General features: G+C 64.6%; 15 protein-coding genes and 1 pseudogene. 9 read left to right on the top strand and 7 right to left on the bottom strand.

The window, feature by feature from the left end; genetic code table 11:
• Window positions 1-10: 10 nt before the first annotated feature.
• Window positions 11-472 (bottom strand): Na+/H+ antiporter subunit E, encoded by a 462-nt coding sequence (locus tag DESUT3_RS03260; RefSeq protein ID WP_221251041.1) that lies wholly within the window; start codon window positions 470-472, stop codon window positions 11-13.
• A gap of 221 nt (window positions 473-693) precedes the next feature.
• On the opposite strand from DESUT3_RS03260, the gene nhaA reads away from it, so the two are divergent.
• The 4 genes from nhaA to lspA all read left to right on the top strand — a co-directional run bounded on the left by nhaA (window position 694) and on the right by lspA (window position 6,052).
• Entirely contained in the window at window positions 694-2,019 is a 1,326-nt protein-coding gene (nhaA, locus tag DESUT3_RS03255; RefSeq protein ID WP_221251040.1) for a Na+/H+ antiporter NhaA, read from the top strand.
• A gap of 299 nt (window positions 2,020-2,318) precedes the next feature.
• Window positions 2,319-2,498, top strand: a complete 180-nt coding sequence (locus DESUT3_RS03250) for a ribbon-helix-helix protein, CopG family (protein ID WP_221251039.1) — start codon at window positions 2,319-2,321, stop codon at window positions 2,496-2,498.
• A 192-nt stretch (window positions 2,499-2,690) separates the two neighbouring features.
• Window positions 2,691-5,468 (top strand): isoleucine--tRNA ligase, encoded by a 2,778-nt coding sequence (gene ileS, locus DESUT3_RS03245; protein WP_221251038.1) that lies wholly within the window; start codon window positions 2,691-2,693, stop codon window positions 5,466-5,468.
• A 95-nt stretch (window positions 5,469-5,563) separates the two neighbouring features.
• Window positions 5,564-6,052, top strand: coding sequence for a signal peptidase II (gene lspA / locus DESUT3_RS03240; RefSeq protein ID WP_221251037.1), 489 nt, complete (start codon window positions 5,564-5,566; stop codon window positions 6,050-6,052).
• A 104-nt stretch (window positions 6,053-6,156) separates the two neighbouring features.
• Here lspA and DESUT3_RS03235 read toward each other — a convergent pair.
• Both DESUT3_RS03235 and DESUT3_RS03230 read right to left on the bottom strand, forming a co-directional pair.
• A pseudogene (locus DESUT3_RS03235) lies at window positions 6,157-6,546 on the bottom strand (redoxin domain-containing protein); the annotation flags it as partial.
• Between the two features lie 12 nt (window positions 6,547-6,558).
• Window positions 6,559-6,795 (bottom strand): thioredoxin domain-containing protein, encoded by a 237-nt coding sequence (locus tag DESUT3_RS03230; protein ID WP_221251035.1) that lies wholly within the window; start codon window positions 6,793-6,795, stop codon window positions 6,559-6,561.
• 293 nt (window positions 6,796-7,088) lie between these two features.
• Here DESUT3_RS03230 and DESUT3_RS03225 point away from each other — a divergent pair, with 293 nt between their 5' ends.
• Window positions 7,089-9,680 (top strand): PEP/pyruvate-binding domain-containing protein, encoded by a 2,592-nt coding sequence (locus DESUT3_RS03225; protein WP_221251034.1) that lies wholly within the window; start codon window positions 7,089-7,091, stop codon window positions 9,678-9,680.
• A 77-nt stretch (window positions 9,681-9,757) separates the two neighbouring features.
• Here DESUT3_RS03225 and gdhA read toward each other — a convergent pair whose 3' ends face one another.
• Window positions 9,758-11,107 (bottom strand): NADP-specific glutamate dehydrogenase, encoded by a 1,350-nt coding sequence (gene gdhA / locus DESUT3_RS03220; protein WP_221251033.1) that lies wholly within the window; start codon window positions 11,105-11,107, stop codon window positions 9,758-9,760.
• 414 nt (window positions 11,108-11,521) lie between these two features.
• Here gdhA and DESUT3_RS03215 point away from each other — a divergent pair, with 414 nt between their 5' ends.
• Window positions 11,522-12,541, top strand: coding sequence for an acyltransferase family protein (locus DESUT3_RS03215; RefSeq protein ID WP_221251032.1), 1,020 nt, complete (start codon window positions 11,522-11,524; stop codon window positions 12,539-12,541).
• Between the two features lie 138 nt (window positions 12,542-12,679).
• Here DESUT3_RS03215 and DESUT3_RS03210 read toward each other — a convergent pair whose 3' ends face one another.
• The 3 genes from DESUT3_RS03210 to DESUT3_RS03200 are packed head-to-tail and all read right to left on the bottom strand — an operon-like array spanning window position 12,680 to window position 17,440.
• Complete coding sequence (locus DESUT3_RS03210) at window positions 12,680-15,484, bottom strand: ATP-binding protein (RefSeq protein ID WP_221251031.1); 2,805 nt, start codon at window positions 15,482-15,484, stop codon at window positions 12,680-12,682.
• Window positions 15,477-16,154: a hypothetical protein gene (locus tag DESUT3_RS03205; RefSeq protein WP_221251030.1), complete on the bottom strand. Its 678-nt coding sequence runs from the start codon at window positions 16,152-16,154 to the stop codon at window positions 15,477-15,479. The genes DESUT3_RS03210 and DESUT3_RS03205 overlap by 8 nt, the downstream gene beginning before the upstream one ends.
• Entirely contained in the window at window positions 16,151-17,440 is a 1,290-nt protein-coding gene (locus DESUT3_RS03200; RefSeq protein ID WP_221251029.1) for a hypothetical protein, read from the bottom strand. The genes DESUT3_RS03205 and DESUT3_RS03200 overlap by 4 nt, the downstream gene beginning before the upstream one ends.
• A gap of 302 nt (window positions 17,441-17,742) precedes the next feature.
• Between DESUT3_RS03200 and DESUT3_RS03195 the strand changes: the two genes are divergently transcribed.
• The 3 genes from DESUT3_RS03195 to DESUT3_RS03185 all read left to right on the top strand — a co-directional run bounded on the left by DESUT3_RS03195 (window position 17,743) and on the right by DESUT3_RS03185 (window position 20,635).
• Window positions 17,743-19,689, top strand: coding sequence for a RecQ family ATP-dependent DNA helicase (locus DESUT3_RS03195; RefSeq protein WP_221251028.1), 1,947 nt, complete (start codon window positions 17,743-17,745; stop codon window positions 19,687-19,689).
• A gap of 122 nt (window positions 19,690-19,811) precedes the next feature.
• Window positions 19,812-20,117, top strand: a complete 306-nt coding sequence (locus DESUT3_RS03190) for a hypothetical protein (protein ID WP_221251027.1) — start codon at window positions 19,812-19,814, stop codon at window positions 20,115-20,117.
• Window positions 20,118-20,248: 131 nt separating this feature from the next.
• Window positions 20,249-20,635: a hypothetical protein gene (locus tag DESUT3_RS03185; RefSeq protein ID WP_221251026.1), complete on the top strand. Its 387-nt coding sequence runs from the start codon at window positions 20,249-20,251 to the stop codon at window positions 20,633-20,635.
• Window position 20,636: the final 1 nt, after the last annotated feature.

The following is a 20,636-nucleotide window of genomic DNA, read 5'->3' as shown; positions in this document are numbered from 1 at the left end:
GGTGCTCTTGTCAAATTCGGTCCAGGCCGATGCCGAACAGTGCGGCCACCCGCTGCTCCAGCTTCTGGAGCTCGCGGATGGCCGGCAGGGAGCCGTCGAGCATGTGAATCACCACCACGTCCCCGCTGATTTCCGCGCTCAGGGTTCCCGGCAGCAGGTTCACCGTTCCGACCAGAAACACCCGCCCGCTCCCCTCAGGGAGCAGCAAAGGGTGCTCGACCAGCACCGGGTCGAGGGGGAGCGCCGGATGGACGGCCCGCCGGGCCACATCCAGACCGCCCCGCAGGGAGTTCCACAGAAAAAACCCGACAAAATGACACAGGGCCCAAGGGCGCCAGGGGCGGGTTTTGCGCGGGTCGAGGGCGAGACTGGCCGTAACGGCGGCCAGCACGGTGACGGCCCCGACCGTCCAGGAATCGGGAGAATTCCCCGTCAACACTATCCAAAGCGCCGCGAACAGAGTCGTTTTCAAACAGATTTTTCTGGCCATAAGGGTTGAGACAGGGCACGCCCAGCGCCCAGGCGGGTCAGGGCTATGCTTTTTAAATCACTCCGGGATCTCCGCCCGCTCGAGAGGGCTAATAAAAAAAATACCGGATAAGTTGTAATTTAAAAGTGGTAGCCTATATAAAAAAGGAGAACGCTCCCACTGCTTTACAGCCCGCCGCTGCGGCCCAAGAAAACGAGCCAATCATGCTCTTCAAACTTTCCGTTCTGATGCAGCCCTTCGAGGATTTTTTCAAACGCCAGGCCTCCGGCGGCATCGTGCTGATGGGCGCGACCCTGCTCGCGCTGCTGCTGGCCAACAGCCCGGCCCGCGATTTCTACCACCATTTCTGGGAAATCGAACTGACCCTCGGGGCGGCCGGTTTCGGCTTGACCCAAACCCTCCACCACTGGATCAACGACGGCCTGATGGCGGTCTTTTTCTTCGTCGTCGGCCTGGAGATCAAACGCGAGTTTCTCGCCGGCGAACTTGCCTCGGCGCGCAAGGCGGCCCTGCCCATCTCCGCGGCCCTGGGGGGCATGCTGGTGCCGGCCCTGCTCTACCACCTGCTCAATCTCCAGGGGCCAGAGTCCCACGGCTGGGGGATCCCCATGGCCACGGACATCGCTTTCGCCCTGGGGATCATCGCCCTGCTCGGCAGCCGCATCCCCCGCAGCCTGGCGATTTTCCTCACCGCCCTGGCCATCGTCGACGACTTGGGCGCGGTGCTGGTAATCGCCCTGTTTTATACCGGCGACATCTCCGAAGGGGCCCTGGCCCTCGCCGGTTTTCTGTTCCTGGTGCTGCTGGCCGGCAACCGCATGGGGATTCAGAGCCCCAACTACTACGCCCTGGTCGGCTTCGCCATGTGGGTCGCCATGCTCAAATCGGGGATTCACGCTTCCATCGCCGGGGTGCTGATCGGCGCCACTATCCCGGTCCACCCCCGGCACCGGGAAAAGGAGTTTCTCTCCCGGGCAGCCCAGCTCATCACCCGCCTGCGCAGCATCGAAGAACACCCCGGCCCCTTTCAGAAAGAGGAGAAGCTCGGCACCCTGCTGGCCCTGGAACACATCTGCCATGACGCCATGAGCCCGCTGCAGCGCATGGAGCACGAGATGAACGCCTGGGTCATCTTCGGCGTCATGCCCATCTTCGCCCTGGCCAATGCCGGGGTCTCCCTCGATCCGGCCGGACTGGCAGCCTCGCTCTCCCAACCCGTCACTCTGGGGGTGGCCCTCGGCCTGCTGGTGGGCAAGCCCCTGGGTATCGTGCTGTTCTCCTGGCTCGCGGTGCGTCTAAACCTGGCCGAGCTGCCCAACAGCGCTTCCTGGCTGCAGATGCTGGGAATCGGCCTGCTCGGCGGCATCGGCTTTACCATGAGCCTGTTCATCACCAACCTGGCGTTCCACCAGGCGGACCTGATCACCGATGCCAAGGTCGGCATCTTCGCCGCCTCGCTGCTGGCCGGTCTGGTCGGCTACGGGCTGCTCTACCGCGCGGCCTGGCCACGCCGGAAGAAACTCCCCTGAGCCTTCTCCCAGCGCCGTCGCCAACCTGGGCCACCTTCGGCACACCCGCTGAGCACTCCTGTCTCACCCCGACCCTTCATGCATCCTTTTGACCCATAGCGTTTACACCAACAAATCGGCACAGCAATACGGCCAACCCTGCAACATACTGCTTTTACTAAAAAACACATTTTTTAATGCCTTTAAAGTCAAAATGGCAAACCCCTTGCAAAGGTGTATACGCAACGTTTTGACACATTGTGCCATCTGGGTACCGAAACCATAACCAACGAGACACAGAGAAAAAAAGGAGTATCACCATGGGCAAGACCGTCGAGAATCCGAAGAAGTTCATCATCTCCTGCCGCATCGACGACCAGGAAATGCAGCTGCTCCAGGAACTGGCCAAGGAGGCCAACACCAGCATCTCCAACCTGCTGCGCCAGAGCCTCACCATGCTCGATAGCGGGACTGTCTCCTCCCAGGCCGTCAACGCCTGATCCCGCACAAACCACCTGCCAGCGACGGCGGCGGGCGGGCCGGGCACCTCACCCGCCCGCCCGCCGCTCGCCTCCCCCCACACCCCCGGCCAGCCACCTCCCCGACCTCCCGGCCCCCCCTTTTCCCTTGACTTATCCAGCGCTTTTGATAAGTTACATGACTTGATTTTTTGCCGATCCGGGAGGACCGATATGGACTATAAAGACACGCTCAACCTGCCTGTGACCGATTTCCCCATGCGCGGCAACCTGCCCCAGCGCGAGCCGGAGATCCTCAAGAAGTGGCAGGAAATGGACCTGTACGGCAAACTTGAGCAGGCCAAAAAAGACCGCCCCAACTTCACCCTGCACGACGGCCCCCCCTACGCCAACGGTCACACCCATATCGGCCACGCCCTGAACAAGATTCTCAAGGACATCGTCATCAAGAGTCGGCGCATGCAGGGGCACTACGCCCCCTACGTGCCGGGCTGGGACTGCCACGGCCTGCCCATCGAGCTGATGGTCGACAAGAAGCTCGGCAACAAGAAACGCGAACTCTCCAAGGCCGAGTTCCGCAAGCTGTGCCGCGAATACGCCAGCGAGTGGGTCGGCATCCAGAGCGCCGAGTTCCAGCGCCTCGGCGTGCTCGGCGAGTGGGACAACCCCTACCTGACCATGAGCACCCATTACGAGGCGGCCACCGCCCGGGAACTGGCCCGCTTCGCCGAGCGCGGCGGCCTGTTCAAGGGGAAGAAACCGGTCCACTGGTGCTCGTCCTGCGTCACCGCCCTGGCCGAGGCCGAGGTCGAATACGCCGACCACAGCTCGCCCTCGATCTACGTCAAGTTCCCCTACCTCGGCGAGCTGCCCGAACAGCTGGCGCCGCTGCAGGGCAAAAAGCTCAGCTTCGTCATCTGGACCACCACCCCCTGGACCATCCCCGCCAACCTCGGCATTTGCCTCAACCCCGAGCTCCCCTACGTGGCGGTGGAGGTGGACGGCGAGCTGCTGGTGATGGCCGAGGGACTGGTCGAGCCGGTGATGAAGACGCTGGGCAGCGAATCCTACCGGGTGGCGGCGACCTTCGCCGCCTCGCTGTTCGAGAAACGCAGCGCCCGCCACCCCTTCTACGAGCGCGACTCGCTGATCATCCTCGGCGACCACGTCACCCTCGAGGCCGGCACCGGCTGCGTTCACACCGCCCCCGGTCACGGCCAGGACGACTACATGGTCGGCCTGCAGTACGGCCTGGAGATCTACAACCCGGTGGACAACTACGGCCGCTACCTGGAGGATCTCGAATTCTTCGGCGGCAAGAAGGTCCCCGAGGTCAACCCCGAGGTGATCGCCAAGCTAGAGGAAGCTGGCGCCCTGCTCAAGCAGGCCAAGCTCTCTCACAGCTACCCCCACTGCTGGCGCTGCAAGAAACCGATCATCTTCCGCGCCACCGAGCAGTGGTTCATCTCCATGGACGCCAACGAGCTGCGGCAGAAGTCGCTCAAGCACATCGGCGAGGTGCAGTGGATACCCCGCTGGGGCCGCGAACGCATCTACGGCATGATCGAGAACCGCCCCGACTGGTGCATCAGCCGCCAGCGCAGCTGGGGGGTGCCGATTACCGTCTTCTACTGCGAGAAGTGCGGCGAGTCGCTGGCCGACGGCAAGACCATGCATCACGTGGCCAATCTCTTCGAAGAGGGCGGCAGCGATCTCTGGTACCAGAAGAGCGCCAAGGAGCTGCTCCCCGAGGGGACGGTCTGCCCCAAGTGCCAGCACGACGGCTTCACCCAGGAGATGGACATCCTCGACGTCTGGTTCGACTCGGGGGTTTCCCACGCCGCGGTGCTTGAGCGGCGCGACTACCTCAAATCCCCCGCCGACCTTTACCTCGAAGGCTCGGACCAGCACCGCGGCTGGTTCCACTCGAGCCTGCTCGCCTCGGTGGGCACCCGTGACACCGCCCCCTACAAGGCGGTGCTGACCCACGGCTTCGTGGTCGACGGCAACGGCAAGAAGATGTCCAAGTCGATGGGCAACGTCATCGCCCCCGAGGAGGTCATCAAGAAATTCGGCGCCGAGATCCTGCGCCTGTGGGTCGCCGCCCAGGACTACCGCGACGACATCCGCATCAGCCAGGAGATCCTGCAGCGGCTCTCCGACGCCTACCGGCGCATCCGCAACACCGCCCGCTACATCCTGGGCAACCTGCACGGCTTCGACCCGCTGGCCGACAGCGTCCCCGACGGCGACCTGCTCGAGATCGACCGCTGGGCCCTCTCGAGGCTCGAGGGGCTGGTCAAGCGCGTCGAGAAGTCCTACGACGACTACGAATTCCACATCCTCTACCACGCGGTGCACAACTTCTGCAGCGTCGACATGAGCGCCTTCTACCTCGACGTGCTCAAGGACCGTCTCTACACCGCGCCGAAAAAGAGCCTGGCGCGGCGCAGTGCGCAGACCGCCATGTACCGCATCCTCGACGCCCTGACCCGGCTGATCGCCCCGGTGCTCTCCTTCACCGCCGACGAGATCTGGCAGTACCTGCCCGGCGAGCGCCAGGAGAGCGTGCACCTGGCCGGCTTCCCCCGCTTCGAGGCGAGCCTGGTCGACCCCCAACTCGAGGAGCGCTATGAGCGCCTGCTTGAGGTGCGCTCCGACGTTTCCAAGGCCCTGGAGCTGGCCCGCAACGAAAAGCTGATCGGCCACTCCCTCGACGCCCGGGTGTTGATCGAGGCCCCGGCCGGCCCTGTCCGCGAGTTGCTCGAAGCCTATCGGGAGGAGCTGGCCACCCTGTGCATCGTCTCCCAGGCCGAACTGGCCGAGGGGTTGAGCGACGCCGTGGCCGGCGAGGAGGTGGCGGGACTCAAGGTCAAGGTGGAAAAGGCGCCCGGCGAGAAGTGCGAGCGCTGCTGGAACTACCTGCCGACGGTCGGCCGGAGCGATGCCCACCCCACCGTGTGCCACCGCTGCGAGGAAGCGCTTTCCTGATAAAAACCGTGAAGGGCGAGGGGTAAGGCGTGAGGGGCAACACCCTAGGCCCTTACTCCTCACTCCTCACCCCCCAACTCCTCACTGGAGCCCCTGTGCCCGTTCGCTTTCGCCTGCTGCTGATAATCTCCGCCGTGGTCCTGGTCCTCGACCAGGCCACCAAGCTGTTCATCGACAGCCGCTTCGCTCTCTACGAGTCGCTGCCGGTGATCGACGGCTTTTTCGCCATCACCTATGTACGCAACAAGGGCGCGGCCTTCGGCATGCTCGCCGACAGCTCCGTGCGCATCCCCTTCTTCATCAGCGTCGCGGTGATCGCCGCCCTGGGCATCCTCTGGTACCTGGGGAAACTCCGCGAGGAGCAGCGCCTGCTGCACGTCGCCCTGGCCCTGGTGTTCTCGGGAGCGGTAGGCAACCTCATCGACCGCATCCGCCTCGGCGAAGTCATCGATTTTCTCGACGTCTACTGGCGCCAGTACCACTGGCCCGCCTTCAACGTGGCCGATTCGGCCATCTGCGTGGGGGTGGGATTGATGCTGCTCGACCTGTGGCGTGAGGAGCGCCGGCGCAAGCTGAAGGATTGAGGTTTTTTTAGAGCCCCCCTTGGAGGGGGAGGAGCAAATGGTCAAAAGGCCGCAACCCTTGCAAGGGTTGCGGCCTTTTTTCGCAACAGCCCTACTCGCCATTACTACTTCAGCGCAGCCCGCGCCGCCGCCAGCAGCACCTCGGAATCGACCCGGGTCTTGTAATCCGGGTTGGCGTAGCTGAACCTGATGGTGCCGTCGCTGCCGACGACAAAGGCGGTCGGCACCGGCAGCAGGTGGTGCGTCCGGCCGGAAGCCTCTTCGAGATCGACGCCAAATTCCTGATATTTCCGATAGGTCGCGGTATCGACCTGGAAGGCGATGCCGAAGGCCTGGGCCGCCTGCATGTCGCTGTCGGAGAGCAGGCGGTAATTGGGCTTGTGCTTCTGCTGGCTCTGCTTGAGAAACTCTGGCTTGTCGGCGCTGACGGCGAGAATCTGGTAGCCGAGCTCGAGCAGCTGCGGTTCGATGCGGACGAGTTCTCCCAACTGGAGATTGCAGTACGGTCACCAGCCGCCGCGATAAAAAATCAGAATAGTCGGTTTCTCGCGTACCGCCGAGGCCAGGTCGAAGGGCTGGCCGTCGAGGTTTTTCAGCGTGACTGGCGGGACCATGCTGCCGATGGTCAGCGGACAGATCTCCGCGGGGGATTTCACCCCGCCGGTCTCCGCGCGAGCGGCGACCTGACCCATCCCGAGAACCAGCAGAGCAACTCCCAGACCCCAAACGAAGATTGCGCGCATTTTTCACCTCAAATATACTGAAGAGCACTTTCCCTGCCTGTACTCCTATCACCATAAATCGAATTATCAAGACCCCGGAATGACCAGCCCCCCCCCCTGGAGTTGCCTGATTTCCCGGACGGCCGAAATCTGCCTATTTTTTATACAACACTAGCCACCACCCCCTCACCGCAACGGCAAATATTAGAATCCGCTGGCAGACTGCAGACATCCATGCTATAAAATAAGGCATTTTCACCAACCAACAATGCGCCAGCCCTCCAGGGCACTGGCCCTGCCAAGGAGCTCCCCGCATGGATTCCGCAATCCGCGTCACTACCGGCTATGCCGGCCTGGACAAGATCCTCGACGGTCTGCGCATCGGCGACAACGTGGTGTGGAAGGTCGACTCCATGGCCGACTACCGCTACTTCGTCGGCCCCTTCGTCGATGCTGCCCTGCGCGAAGGCAAGCGGGTCATCTACATGCGTTTCGGCGACCACGAGCCGCTGCTGGGAGCCTCGCCGAGCATCGTCGTGCACCAGCTCGACCCGCGCCGCGGCTTCGAATCCTTCGCGGCGCGCATCCACAGCATCCTCAGCGAGGAAGGCCACGGCGCCTTCTACGTTTTCGACTGCCTCTCCGACCTGCTTTCGGCCTGGGCCACCGACTACATGGTCGGCAACTTCTTCCGCGTCACCTGCCCCTACCTGTTCGAGCTGGACACGGTGGCCTATTTCGCCCTGATCCGCAGCCGCCACTCGTTCCAGACCATCGAGCGCATCCGCGACACCACCCAGGTGCTGATCGACGTCTACAACCACGAGCAGAGCTTCCACATCCACCCGCTCAAGGTCTGGCAGCGCCGCTCACCGACCATGTTCCTGCCGCACCGCAAGGAGGGCGAGCAGTTCCTGCCCCTGACCGCCAGCTTCGAGGCCACCGACCTGTTCAGCAGCATCGCCCGGCGCGACACGGAAAACGCCCAGCGCCACCTCGACCACTGGCACCGGCTGTTTCTTCAGGCTCAGGAACTGGCCGGCGACCCCGCCGCCCAAACCGAGCAGCAAAACATGGTCAGCCACATCTGCCGGCACATGATCGGCCGCGAAGCCCGTATCCTCGAGCTGGCCGCCGAGTGCTTCTGCCTGCAGGATCTGCTCGACATCAAGACGCGGGTGATCGGCACCGGCTTTATTGGCGGCAAGGCGGTGGGGATGCTGCTGGCCCGGCAGATCCTGCTGCGCGCCCCCGACTACCACTGGGAGGACCACCTGGAGGCCCACGACTCCTTTTTCGTCGGCTCCAACGTCTACTACTCCTACATCGTGCACAACGGCTGGTGGCCGCTGTTCATGCGCCAGAAGAAGAAAGAGACCTACTTCAGCGCCGCCGCCGAACTGCGGGGGAAAATGCTCGAGGGGAGCTTCCCGGCAACGATCCGCGAAGGCTTCCACAAGCTGCTCGAATACTACGGGCAGTATCCGATTATCGTCCGCTCCAGTTCGCTGCTCGAGGACAGCTTCGGCAACGCCTTCGCCGGCAAGTACGACAGCTTCTTCTGCGTCAACCAGGGCACCCCCGAAGAACGCCTGGCCCAGTTTGAGGAGGCGGTGCGCAAGATCTTCGCCAGCACCATGAGCGAAGACGCCCTCACCTACCGGCAACAGCGGGGGCTCGACCAGCAGGACGAGCAGATGGCGCTGCTCATCCAGCGGGTCTCCGGCGCCTACCGGGGTCATTACTTCTTTCCCGAACTGGCCGGGGTCGGCGTTTCCTACAATACCTTTGTCTGGGACAGGGGGATGGACCCCCAGGCCGGAATGCTGCGCCTGGTGCTGGGGCTGGGCACCCGGGCGGTCGACCGGGTCGAGGGGGACTACCCGCGGCTGATCGCCCTCGATGCCCCCCTGAAGCGCCCCCACAAGGACCAGGCGGATACCCGCAGGTTCTCCCAGCGCAGCGTCGATCTGCTCGACGTGGTCGACAACCGCCTGCATACGGTCTCACTGCTCGACCTGTCCCGGCAGGGGGTGGATTTGCCCTGGCAGCTTTACGGAGTGAAAGACCTGGAGACCATGCGCCTGCTGGAGAATCGCGGCCGCAAGGGGGAGCAGGTCTGGCTGCTGACCTTCGAGCGCCTGCTCGCCGACACCCCCTTCGCCTCACTGATGCAGCGGCTGCTGAAAACCCTGGAAAGGACCTACCGCTACCCGGTGGATGTCGAATTCACGGTCAATTTCACTCCGCAGGGCACGGCCCGCATCGACGTGGTGCAGTGCCGCCCGCTGCAGACCAAGGGAGAGCAGGTTCAGGTAGAGATCCCCGAGAAAATCGAACCGGAGAGGATCTTCTTCCGCAGCGAGGGGAACTTCATGGGCGGCAACATCTCCCAGCCGCTGCGCTGGCTGGTCTGGGTCGAGCCCGAGGAATACGTCCAGCTGCACATGTCGGACAAGTACGAGATCGCCCGCCTTATCGGCCGCCTCAACAAGCGCCTGGCCGACCGCAAAGACAACCCCACCCTGCTGCTCGGGCCGGGACGCTGGGGCACCTCCACGCCATCGCTGGGGGTGCCGATCTCCTTTTCGGAGATCAACAACTTCACTGCGCTGGCCGAAGTCGCCTTTTCCAGCGGGAACCTTATGCCCGAGCTCTCCTACGGCTCCCACTTCTTCCAGGACCTTGTGGAGACCGACATCTTCTACCTGGCCCTGTTCCCCGAAAACAACAAATGCTTCCTCAACGACGCCTGGCGCAGGGCCCAGCCCAACGCCCTGGAAGGGCTGATGCCGGCCAGCAGTCGTCTCAAGCACGTGGTCAAGGTCTACCGGGCGCCGAAGGAGGGGCTGCGGTTGATGGCGGACGTGGTCTCCCAGCAACTGGTCTGCTTCCTCGAAAGGTAGCAGATCGCCGCAGCCAACGGAAAAGGCCCGGGCGAAACCCGGGCCTTTTCTGTTGGCTGTTGGAGTTGGAGAGAGGGTTAGATCAACCCCAGCGCCACCATGGCATGGGCCACCTTGATGAAGCCGGCGATGTTGGCTCCGTTGACGTAGTTGCCCGGGGTGCCGTACTCCTCGGCGGTTTCGTAACAGAGCTGGTGGATGTTCTGCATGATCTGCTGCAGGCGCTGCTCGGTGTACTCGAAGGTCCAGGAATCGCGGCTGGCGTTCTGCTGCATTTCCAGCGCGCTGGTCGCCACCCCGCCAGCGTTGGCCGCCTTGCCAGGGCCGTAGGCGATCCCCGACTCGAGAAACACCTTGACCCCCTCCGGAGTGGTGGGCATGTTGGCCCCTTCGCCGACGGCGATGCAGCCGTTTTTCACCAGCTTGGCGGCGTCCTTGCCGTTGATCTCGTTCTGGGTGGCCGAGGGCATCGCCACCTGGCAGGGTACATCCCAGATATTGCCCCCTTCGACGAACCGGGCATCCTTGTGATAGTTGAGGTAGTCCTTGATGCGACGGCGCTCGATCTCCTTGAGCTGCTGCACCAGCTGCAGATCGATCCCCCGCTCGTGGACGATGTAGCCGTTGGAGTCGGAGCAGGCGATGACCTTGCCGCCGAGCTGATGGATCTTCTCGATGGTGTAGATGGCCACGTTGCCGCTGCCTGAGACGGTGCAGGTCTTGCCGCCAAAGGAGTCGCCGCGCACCTTGAGCATCTCGTCAACGAAGAAGGTGGCCCCATAGCCCGTGGCCTCGGGGCGCACCAGAGAACCGCCCCAGGAGAGCCCCTTGCCGGTCAGCACCCCGGACTCGTAGCGGTTGGTGATGCGCTTGTACTGGCCGAACATGTAGCCGATCTCCCGGCCGCCGACGCCGATGTCGCCGGCGGGCACATCGGTGTACTCGCCCAGGTGGCGGTACAGCTCGGTCATGAAGCTCTGGCAGAAGCGCATGATCTCGTCGTCCGAGCGCCCCTTGGGGTCGAAGTCCGAGCCGCCCTTGCCGCCGCCGATGGGCAGGCCGGTCAGGGCGTTCTTGAAGATCTGCTCGAAGCCGAGAAACTTGATGATCCCCAGGTAGACCGAGGGGTGAAAGCGCAGCCCCCCCTTGTAGGGGCCCAGGGCGCTGTTGAACTCGACGCGGAAGCCGCGGTTGATCTGCACGTTGCCCTGGTCGTCCTGCCAGGGCACCCGGAAGATGATCTGCCGCTCCGGCTCGCAGATGCGCTCGATGATCTTGTGATGGCAGAACTCGGGGTGCTTCACCAGCACCGGACCGAGGGACTCGAGCACCTCGCGGACCGCCTGGTGAAACTCCGTCTCCCCGGGGTTGCGGGCCAGAACTTCCTGAAAAATGGGTTCGACCTTCTCATCGATTTTCGGTGCCATGCCGTGCCTCCTGTTTGCATGCCAATGAATGTCTAATTTTTAACCACCACACTATTCTCAAACTTCCTAAATGCCATTAACTGCGACCGATACATCCACAAATCATGCCACAGTGATCATTTTTTAAACATTTTCTTATAACAGCTGATTTTTGTGCATATTTTTTATTCATAGCTTACGAAAAAATATTGTTTTAAGCTAATTTCTGCAAGCTGATTTGGTTGTTCTTTTACTCACCAAAAAGACAAGTGTGTACACAGGGCCATTGCGGATTCTCATTGACAATTCACCGGAACCCGAGTAAAGAACACTCCGCAAATCGATATTGACCGCAGCAGCGCAGATGAGCGAATATTGGCGGAAAATTCCGTCGCACCGATCTCTATTGCCGCGCGTCGCGGGGGGCCTGGAAACATGTCGACCTTTCTGAATTCCCTCAATTATTTTCGCGGCATCGCGATCGTGCTGATCGTTGCCGGCCACTGCTACGCAATCGCCGGTTGGGACATCGACTCCTTCGGCGAACGAGCCTGCGCCAACCTCATCACCGGCAGCACCGCGCTGTTCGTGTTCATCTCGGGGTTTCTCTTCCACCACCTGTTCGCCACCGATTTCGACCTCCGCCGCTTCCTTGGCAAGAAGTTCAAGGACGTGCTCCTGCCCTACCTGATCCTCTCCACCCCCTACATCTTTTACGTGGTCTATTCGCGGGGCTCGGGGTACCATCACGGCTACGTCGACCAGGACTGGCAGGCGGTGATATTCTACCTGGCCACCGGGCGGGTGATCTTCGCCTACTGGTACATCCCCTTCATCATCCTCACCTTCCTGCTCAGCCCGCTGCACCTGCGCTTCATCCGCTGCCGCCGGCAGCTGCCGATCATCCTGCTGTTCCTCGCCGTCTCGGCGCTGCTGCACCGGCCCCTCGACGACGTCAACACCCTGCAGTCGGTGCTCTATTTCACCCCGGCCTACCTGCTGGGGATCTGGTGTTCCATCAACCGGGCCCGGGTCTACCGGCTGTTCGCGGGGCGGGAATTTCTGCTGCTGTTAGGGGCCGTCGCCCTGGCCTGCCTGCAGGCGGCGCTGCACACCAGCTACGGCAACTTCCACAAGGCCCCCTTCGCCTGGGGCGGCATCGACATCATCCTGTTCCAGAAGATCCTGCTTTGCCTGTTTTTCCTGGTTTTTCTCAAGCGCTTCGAGGGCCGCACCATCAAGCCCCTGGGCTTCCTGGCCAAGGCCAGCTTCCCCATTTTCTTCATCCACCCCTTTATCATCGACCTGATCCTGACCCGCCAGGCGAGCCAGCAGCCTTGGCCCAAGTTCAACTTCCCGCTGACCGTTTTGGCGGTGACCCTCGGTTCGATCCTCCTGGCGGTGGCCATTCGTCGCCTGGTCCCCCGCTACAGCCGGCGGATCATCGGGGCCTAGGCTCCACTCCCCCTTCTCTCCGAGATCGGAGGGAAGTTCCGGAATTCGTAGCCATAACAGAAAACCCCGCTGCGGTCTGCAGCGGGGTTTTCCAATTTCCGGCGACAATCGAAGGGATCGGGCCTGGGCGGGTGAGGCTCAGGCCGCATTCTCCGCCCGGCGCTCGCGGCGCACGAAGGCTACCGGCGGCGCCCACTTTTCGGGGCGGCGGATCTTCTGGGTGACCAGGGTCAGATCCGAGGTCTTGAAGACGTTGACGTTGTGGGTGTTGGGCGTGGTCAGCACGTACTGGGAGCGGGTCGCCTCGAGAAAGGCGCCGACCTTGTCGATGTTGAACACGTCGAGGTGGGCGAAGGGCTCGTCGATAAAGACGAAGCCGCCCGAACGGGCCTCGTCCATCAGCAGGCCGATGAGCAGAATCAGCGACTTCATGACCTGCTGCCCGCCGGAGGCCTCGCCGTCGTTGAGGCCGATCAGCCCCTTCTGGTCGAAGTTGAAGCTGACCTGCAGCCCGGCCTGGGCCAGGGCGACATCCTCGTTGACCAGGTGCGGCGGCTCGAGCTCGACGCCGATGCCGGCCAACTCACCGAGATCGCGCACGTTGCGCGAGTAGCGGCGCACCGTGGCCTTGAGCACGTTGATGTAGCTCTCCCGCGCCTCTTCGGTGGCCTGCAGGTGGCGGTGGTGGTGGATGCGCCGGGCGCGGATGATCTCGTCCATCTGCGCGTAGTCCCCCTTGAGCTTCTCGAGGATCACCACCACCTGCTCGTCGGTGACCCACTCACCCTCGTCGAGGTGGTCCTGCAAACGCTTCATTTCACGGCGCACCGCCTCGGCCGAGTCGTACTCGAGGCGCAGTTCTTCCATGGCCTCGCGGGAATACCAGCGCTGGGGCATGGGGCGGCGTTTTTCGCGGTACTGGAGGATGCGCTCGACCTGCTGGCGGCGCAGCTGGCGGAACTCGCCGCTGAGCTTTTCCAGGTCGCGCTCCAGCACGCGAATCTCGCCGGCGTTGCCCGACTGCTTCTTCTCCAGCTGGTGGCGGGCCTCCACCGCCTGGGCGGCTTTACCCTTGGCCTCGGCCAGGGCGACGCCGGCCTCCTGGGCCTGGGCCGAGAGCGCGGCGAACTGCTCCTCGGCGCGGGCGAACTCGGCCCCCCGCTCGGCGAGTTGGCGGGCGGCGTCCATGCCGCTGAGCAGGGCCGAGATCTCTTCGAGGCGCCGGGAGAGCCCGGCGCTGTCCGCCTGCAGCTGCTGCTCGCGCTCGGCCAGCCGGCCAAGCTCCTGCTCGCTCTCCTCGAGCATGCTGCGCCGGGCGGCCTCGCCGAACTGGTAGCGCCCCTCGACGCCGATGTAGCGCCCGCCGCGGCGCTCGCGGTGATACCCCTGGCGGGTGATCCACGAATCGCCCCCCGAGGCGCTCCCCTCGGCGACGCTCTCGACCCGCTGAATGCGGTTCAGCAGCTCGGCCAGCCACCCCGGCGGATCGGCGGTGAACTTGACCACCTCGAGCAGCGAGCCCTTGGCCGCTTGTGGCAGCGCCTGACGCTCGGCCACCACGAAGTGCTTGTAGCGCAGCTTCTCGCCCAGCTCCCAGGCCTTCTGCCGGTCGCCGGGGCGCTCGAGCAGCACGATGTGCGCCGATGGAGCCAGCACCCCCTCAACGGCCGCCTGCCACCCCGGGTCGGCGACCTCGACGATTTCGGTGAGCAGATTGTGGCGGACGCCCGCCTCGCCCAGGGCGCGGCGGAACTCGCGCACGAAACCCGGCTCGGGTTTCTCGCCGGCCTTGAGGGCGGCGAGTTGGGCCTTGAGGTCGCGGGCGGTTTTTTTCACCTGCTCCAGTTCGCGGTCGTTCTCGGCACGGCGGCCGAGCTTCTCGCGCTGCTCGGCGGCCAGGGCGGCGAGGTCGACGCCCGCCTCCTGCTGGCGGCAAAGCTCCTCGAGGCGCGCCTTCTGCTCGAGCACTTTCTCGGCGTCGCGGGCCTTGTCGCGCCCGTCGATGAAGGCCTTCTCCGCCTCCTGCTCCGCCTGCCGGGCCTCTTTTTCCGCGGCGGCGGCTTCCTCGCGCACCTTGTTCAGCTGGCGGCTCTCCTCGAGCAGCTGCCAGTGGCGCCGCTGGCGCTCGTTGACCTCCTGGCGCCGCGAGCGCATCTGCGCCTCGCCGGTGCGGATCCGCTCGCGCAGGTCGGCAAGCTGGCAGCGCGGCAGGGTTTCGCTGCCCAGGCGCAGCAGCTCGTCGTTGAAGCGCTTCCACTGGCGGAAGGAGTTGACGTTCCCTTCGGCCTCGCGCTGGCGGGCGCCGAGCCGGGTCAGCTCCTCCTCGAGCTTCTCCAACTCGCGGGCGATCTCCAACTGCTCGTTCTTGGCCTGCTGGTAGTTCTCCAGCACCTCCTGGTCGCCGAACACGCTGAACACCAGCTCGAGCAGCTGGCGCGGGCTGTACTCGCAGAGCTTGTCCGTATCCCCCTGCTCCAGGGCCAGCACGTGGCGGATCGCCTGGGTCAGCCCGGCGTTCTGCAGGCGCTGGCGGTAGTCGCGCACCCCCAGCCAGCTCCCCTGCTCCTCCAGCGCCTCGATGGGGGTGTCCCCCTCGGCGATCACGTACTGGCGCTGCCAATCGCCGCCCTTCTTGCGGATCTGGCAGGCCAGGGTCACCGTCTCGCTGAGCAGCGGGAAGAAGGGGCGGTAGCCGCTGTCCTGGCGCTGGTTGTCGACCACCGCGCGCAGCCAGGCGAAGGGGCGCTCGTTGCGCCGCAGGTAGCGCTTGTAGTCGCGCCCCGAGGAGCAGTCGATACACAGCAGGGTGCGCAGGGCGTCGAGCAGGGTGGTCTTGCCCGAACCGTTGGGGCCGACGATGGTGATGACGTCGGCGTCGAGCGGCAGCGAGAAGCGTTCCCAGAAATCCCAGTGCACCACCTCGAGCTTCTGGAACCTAAACATCCTCTTCCTCCTCCGCCTCGCGGGCGGCCAGAACCTCGCCGAGGTGCTTGCCGAGCAGATCGCTGAGCGCGCCGTCGAGCACCCGGCCGGCCAGCTGATTGTAGTCGAAGAGCAGATCGAGCAGGGGCCCCTCGTAGATCTCCTCCTGGCGCTGGATGATGAAGCCGTAGCGGGCCAGGGTTCCGAGGTTCATCTTGATCTTGGTCGCCCGCCCGAGCCGCTCGCCGAAGTCGGCGATCAGCGCCTTGCGGCTGACCGGCGCCGAGACGCTGCGCCCGGTGGGCAGGCGCTTCTCTTCGGCGAACATCTCGGTCTGCGAGGGGTCGTCGAGCTCCTTGCGCTCGATCTGGCGCTGGCGCTTGGGCAGGATGATCAGGGCCCAGAGCACCACCAGCAGCGCCAGGGCGCTGCGGTCCAGATTCATCGTGTTGGAGACCCAGCTCTCCTGCTCGCCCATCACCGGCTGCTCCATGTCCCGGGCCAGGGCCAGGGTGACGTGCTCGGCGTAGGGGTTGTCGAGCAGGCGCAGGCCGCAGGCCTGCAGGCGCCCTTCGAGCTCGCTGCGGAACAGCTCGTCGGTGAGCGCCTTTTTCACCAGCCGGTCCTGGCGCGGCAGGTGCTGGTGGGCCAGCAGGCGGGCCACCAGGGTGCGTACTTCCTTATCCATCATTCCTCCGTACTTTCATCGGTGCGTTCCAGGCGCCCGGCGCTCATCCGCTCGACCTCGCAGCGGCCGACCATGACCTCCTCACCGGTCAGGCGCAGGGCCAGCGGCAGCCGGGCCAGGTCGACCACGCCCCCCTCCAGGGCCTCGGACTCGGGGTCGCCGAGCAGCGCCACCAGCGACATCCGGTAGGAGGTGGTGGCGAAATCCTCCGCCGGCACCGCCTCATCGAGGGGCGCCGCGGCGGCGATGCTGGTCAGGTCGCGGACGAAGGCGCCGAGGGCCACCAGGTCGATCTCCTCGACGGGCATGGCCGCGGCGGCCGGGGCCTCCTGGGCCGGTGGCAGGGTGGCGTCGGCGGCCGCGGCGCGGATCCGGTCGACCAGCTCGAACTCGGCCACGTCCATGGCGATATCCCCGAGCAGAAAGCCGCTGCGCGGCGCGGCGGCGAGGCTCTCGCCGAGCAGGCCGCAGAGCGACTCCACGTTCTGCAGGCGCAGCCAGCGGTTGATGTCCGAAGAGGAAAGGCCGCTCTGGCCGAGGTGGACCTTCTGGCTTTCGAGCTGGTTGAGGGTGCGCTGGAAGACCGAGCTCATGCGCAGCATGCGGCTCTGCACCTGGCCGATCTTCTGCGCCACCCGGTGGGTGGCGGGGTCGAGGTCGGGGTCGGCGGCGATCACCCGCAGGATCTCGGTCCCCTTCCCGACCCAGGCCAGGACCGAGTTGAGCTTTTTCTCGGCGCCGCGGATGCGGTGTTCCGAGCCGGAGAGGACCGCGCGGCTGAACTCGTCCTCCAACTCGTTAAGCCGCGAGAGCAGGTGCTGCAGGTCTTCGTCGGCGACCCGGCCGAGGGCCTGGCTGGCGGCCAACTGCGAGGTGATATAGCCGATCTCGCCCCCTTCGTCGACGTCGAACTTGAGCAGGATCGCCAGGGCCGACAGGGCCATGCGCCCGTGGGGGCTGATCTGGTAGTGGGAGGCCTCGGCGTCCCAGACCAGCAGGTCCTTGTCGCGCAGGCGGTGCAGCACGGTCTGCAGCTTGACCTCGTCGAGGTAGGCGAAGTGGCTGCGCAGCTCCTGGGGGCTCCAGGTCGGTTTTTCGCCGCGGTGGCCGATCTCGCGCAGCACCAGCAGGCGGATCAGCACCTCCTCGTCGCCGCCGCGGAACAGGGCGATGAACGCCGAGAGGGCGTCGCGGGCGCGCAGCAACGGGAACAGCGCCGGCAGGTCTTCGATGAGCGCGCCAGGGCGGAAGAAATCCTTCAGCAGGGTTTCGGTGGAATCGTTATCCATTGAAATAAAGATACTTTTCAGAAAAAACCAACGTGTCGGTCTGCCGCCCGGCAAGGGCTGCAGGCTCTGCTACCAAGAGGGGTTAAATTACACCATGCCGCCAATTTCGTCATTACTCTTTTGCAACCCCAGGCAACTCCCGGGAAATACTAATCAAGAGCCTTGATTGGAAAAACCCAAGAAAATACGGATTGCCCCTTGCCCTCCTGGGTCGATTTTGCGAAACTTGCTTTCTCGCAATGAACCCCGGACACCCTAAAAAGGGGCCCCCTACACCCATCGATATGCATGAGGGAGTGCCGATGCCCCCTGATTCAGCCATCCACCGCTGCCTGCAGGAGAACTTCGACTTTTCCGCCTTCCGCCCCGGGCAGGAGGCGGTCATCAACGGCCTGCTCGCCGGACGCTCGGCGCTGGCGATCTTCCCCACCGGCGGCGGCAAGAGCCTCTGCTACCAGCTTCCCGCCCTGCTGCTCGACGGGCTGACCCTGGTCATCTCGCCGCTGATCGCCCTGATGAAGGACCAGGTCGACGCCCTGCGCCAGCGCGGCCTCCCGGCCGCCCGCCTCGACTCCAGCATCGGCCCGGCCGAAGCCCAGGCCATCTACCGGCAACTGGCCGACGGCAGCCTGAAACTGCTCTACATCGCGCCTGAACGGCTGGCCAACGAGCGGTTTCTGGGGCGGCTGCGCGGCCGCCCCATTGATCTGCTGGCCATCGACGAGGCCCATTGTATCTCGGAATGGGGGCACAATTTCCGCCCCGAGTACCTGAAGATCGCCCGGCTCGCCGAGCAGCTGCGGGTCGGCCGGGTGCTGGCCCTGACCGCCACGGCCACCCCGGAGGTCGCCGCCGATATCCGCCGCGCCTTCGGTATCGCCGAGGCCGATCAGGTCCGCGCCAGCTTCCACCGACCCAACCTGCACCTCGCCGTCACCCCCTGCCCGGCCCCGCAGCGCCGCGAGCTGCTATTGCAGCGGCTGCGCGAACGGCCGGCCGGGCCGACCATCGTCTATGTCACCCTGCAGAAAACCGCCGAACAGGTTGCTGCATTTCTGGATGCCCAGGGGATACCGGTTCGGGCCTACCATGCCGGGATGCAGAACGATGAGCGCAGCGCCGTGCAGGAGGCCTTCATGGCCGGCGCCGCCGGCGTGGTGGTCGCCACCATCGCCTTCGGCATGGGGATCGACAAGGCCGACATTCGCGCCATCTACCACTACAACTTGCCAAAAACGCTGGAGAACTACATGCAGGAGATCGGGCGCGCCGGCCGCGACGGGGGCGACGCCCACTGCGAGATCCTGGCCTGCGCCGACGACCTGACGGTGCTGGCCAATTTCAGTTACGGCGACACCCCCACCCCCGAAGCCCTCGAAAGGCTGGTGCGGCACCTGCTCGACCAGGGGGCGAGCTTCGATGTCTCGCATATCGAGCTGGCCGGTCTTTTCGACATCCGCCCCCTGGTGATCGCCACGGTCTTTACCTACCTGGAGCTCAAGGGGATACTCCAGGCCACCGGCCCCTTCTACGACAGCTACAAGGTCCAGTTCAAACGCCCGGCGGAGCAGATCTGCGCCGACTTCGACCCGCAGCGCAGCGCCTTTCTGCAGGAGCTGTTCGCCACCGCCCGCAAGGGGCGCGTCTGGCATCAGCTCAACCCGGCCGAAAGCGCCGCCGCCCTGGGCCAGAGCCGCCAGCGGGTGACCGCCGCTATCGGCTTTCTCGAAGAGCGGGGGGACCTGACGGTGCAGGCCACAGGCCTGCGCCACGGCTACCGCCTACGGGAAGCGGGGGCCGACCCGGCCAGCTTGATCGCCGGACTGCAGGAAACCTTCGCCCGCCGGGAGACCAAGGACATCGAGCGACTGCGCGGAGTGCTCGCCTACGCCGAGCAGCGCGGCTGCCTGAGCGGAACGCTGCTGCGTTATTTCGGCGAAGCGGTGGAGGACGACTGTGGCGACTGCAGCCGCTGCCGCGGGGGGCAGAAGCGAGACTTGCCGCGCACCGCGCCCCTCGAACCGGGGCCGAGCGAGGCCGCAATCGCTCGGCGGGTGCGCGCCGAAAACCAGGCAGCGCTGGCCCACCCGCGCCAGCTGGCCCGGTTTCTCTGCGGCCTCACCAGCCCCGCCGCCAGCCGCGCCCGCCTCAGCCGTCACCCCGATTTCGGCGCCCTGGGGGTGTTCCCGTTCCAGCAGGTCCTGGGCCTGATCGAGCAGTGCCAGGCTGGAGCCGAGGTCCGTCCTTGAGGGTGGCGGCCCAAGAGCGGGCAACCGGCCTGCCACCAACAGCGTCCCCGCCCAGTCCCCCTTGACACGACTAGGCGGCTTCCCGTATTTTTAATACTATGCTTTCAATTTGGCCAAGGGCCTTGGCCCTCCTCATCCTGCTGTGCACCTTCACAGTCCTGACCGGACTCGCCACCACCGCCTCGGCGTTGCTGAGCGAACCGGTCGTCGACGCCTGCTGCGACCGGGCTGGTGAGGAGGAGAGCAGCCAGCCAGCCCCTTGTTCGGCCGCCGACTGCAGCTGCTTTGGCTGCCTCCCCTTCGACCAGCCCCCGGCGCTGCAGATTTCGTCCAGCTTTGACGAAGTCCCCTCGTTCAGCGCCGCGCCGCGGTTTTTAGCCGGCGCCGAGTTCTCCCCTGCCATCGAATACCCACCAGAACCCATCTGAGTTCCACCTCACATTCTCAGGATCCAGCGATTCTTGCCCGCAGAGCCAGTCAGGGCGGCGTATGCCTACGGCCCTGGCTCAGCGCGCGGTGAGGAGATAATTTCACCTGTCCAACCGCAAGGGAGTTCACTATGAAAAAGCCCATTCTGGTAGGGGTAATTCTGCTTCTGTGTGTCGCCATCGGCTTCGCCCTCAAAGGCCCCGGCGAAGCTACCGCCCTCAACGTCAACGATGTCGCCGGGGATCCCGGCGCCTTTGCCGGGACCATCACGGTGACCGGCATCACCGCCGGCTTCGCCCCCCAGGACCCGAGCCTGTTCGGGGTAATGGACATCAAGGAGCTGCAGTGCACCACCCCCAACTGCAACAAGCTGCTGATCCCGGTGCGCACCGCGGGCCTGCTGCCGAAGCTCGGCGACGAGGTGCGGATTTCCGGCTCCTTCGTCCAGGCCGCCGGCGGCTACGTGTTTTCCGCCGAGACCATCAAGGTGCTGCGCAACCACAACCTGGGAGGGTAAT

The sequence above is a fragment of the Desulfuromonas versatilis genome, from assembly GCF_019704135.1.
GTDB lineage: Bacteria > Desulfobacterota > Desulfuromonadia > Desulfuromonadales > NIT-T3 > Desulfuromonas_A > Desulfuromonas_A versatilis.
This window is presented reverse-complemented; position numbering and strand designations above follow the sequence as displayed.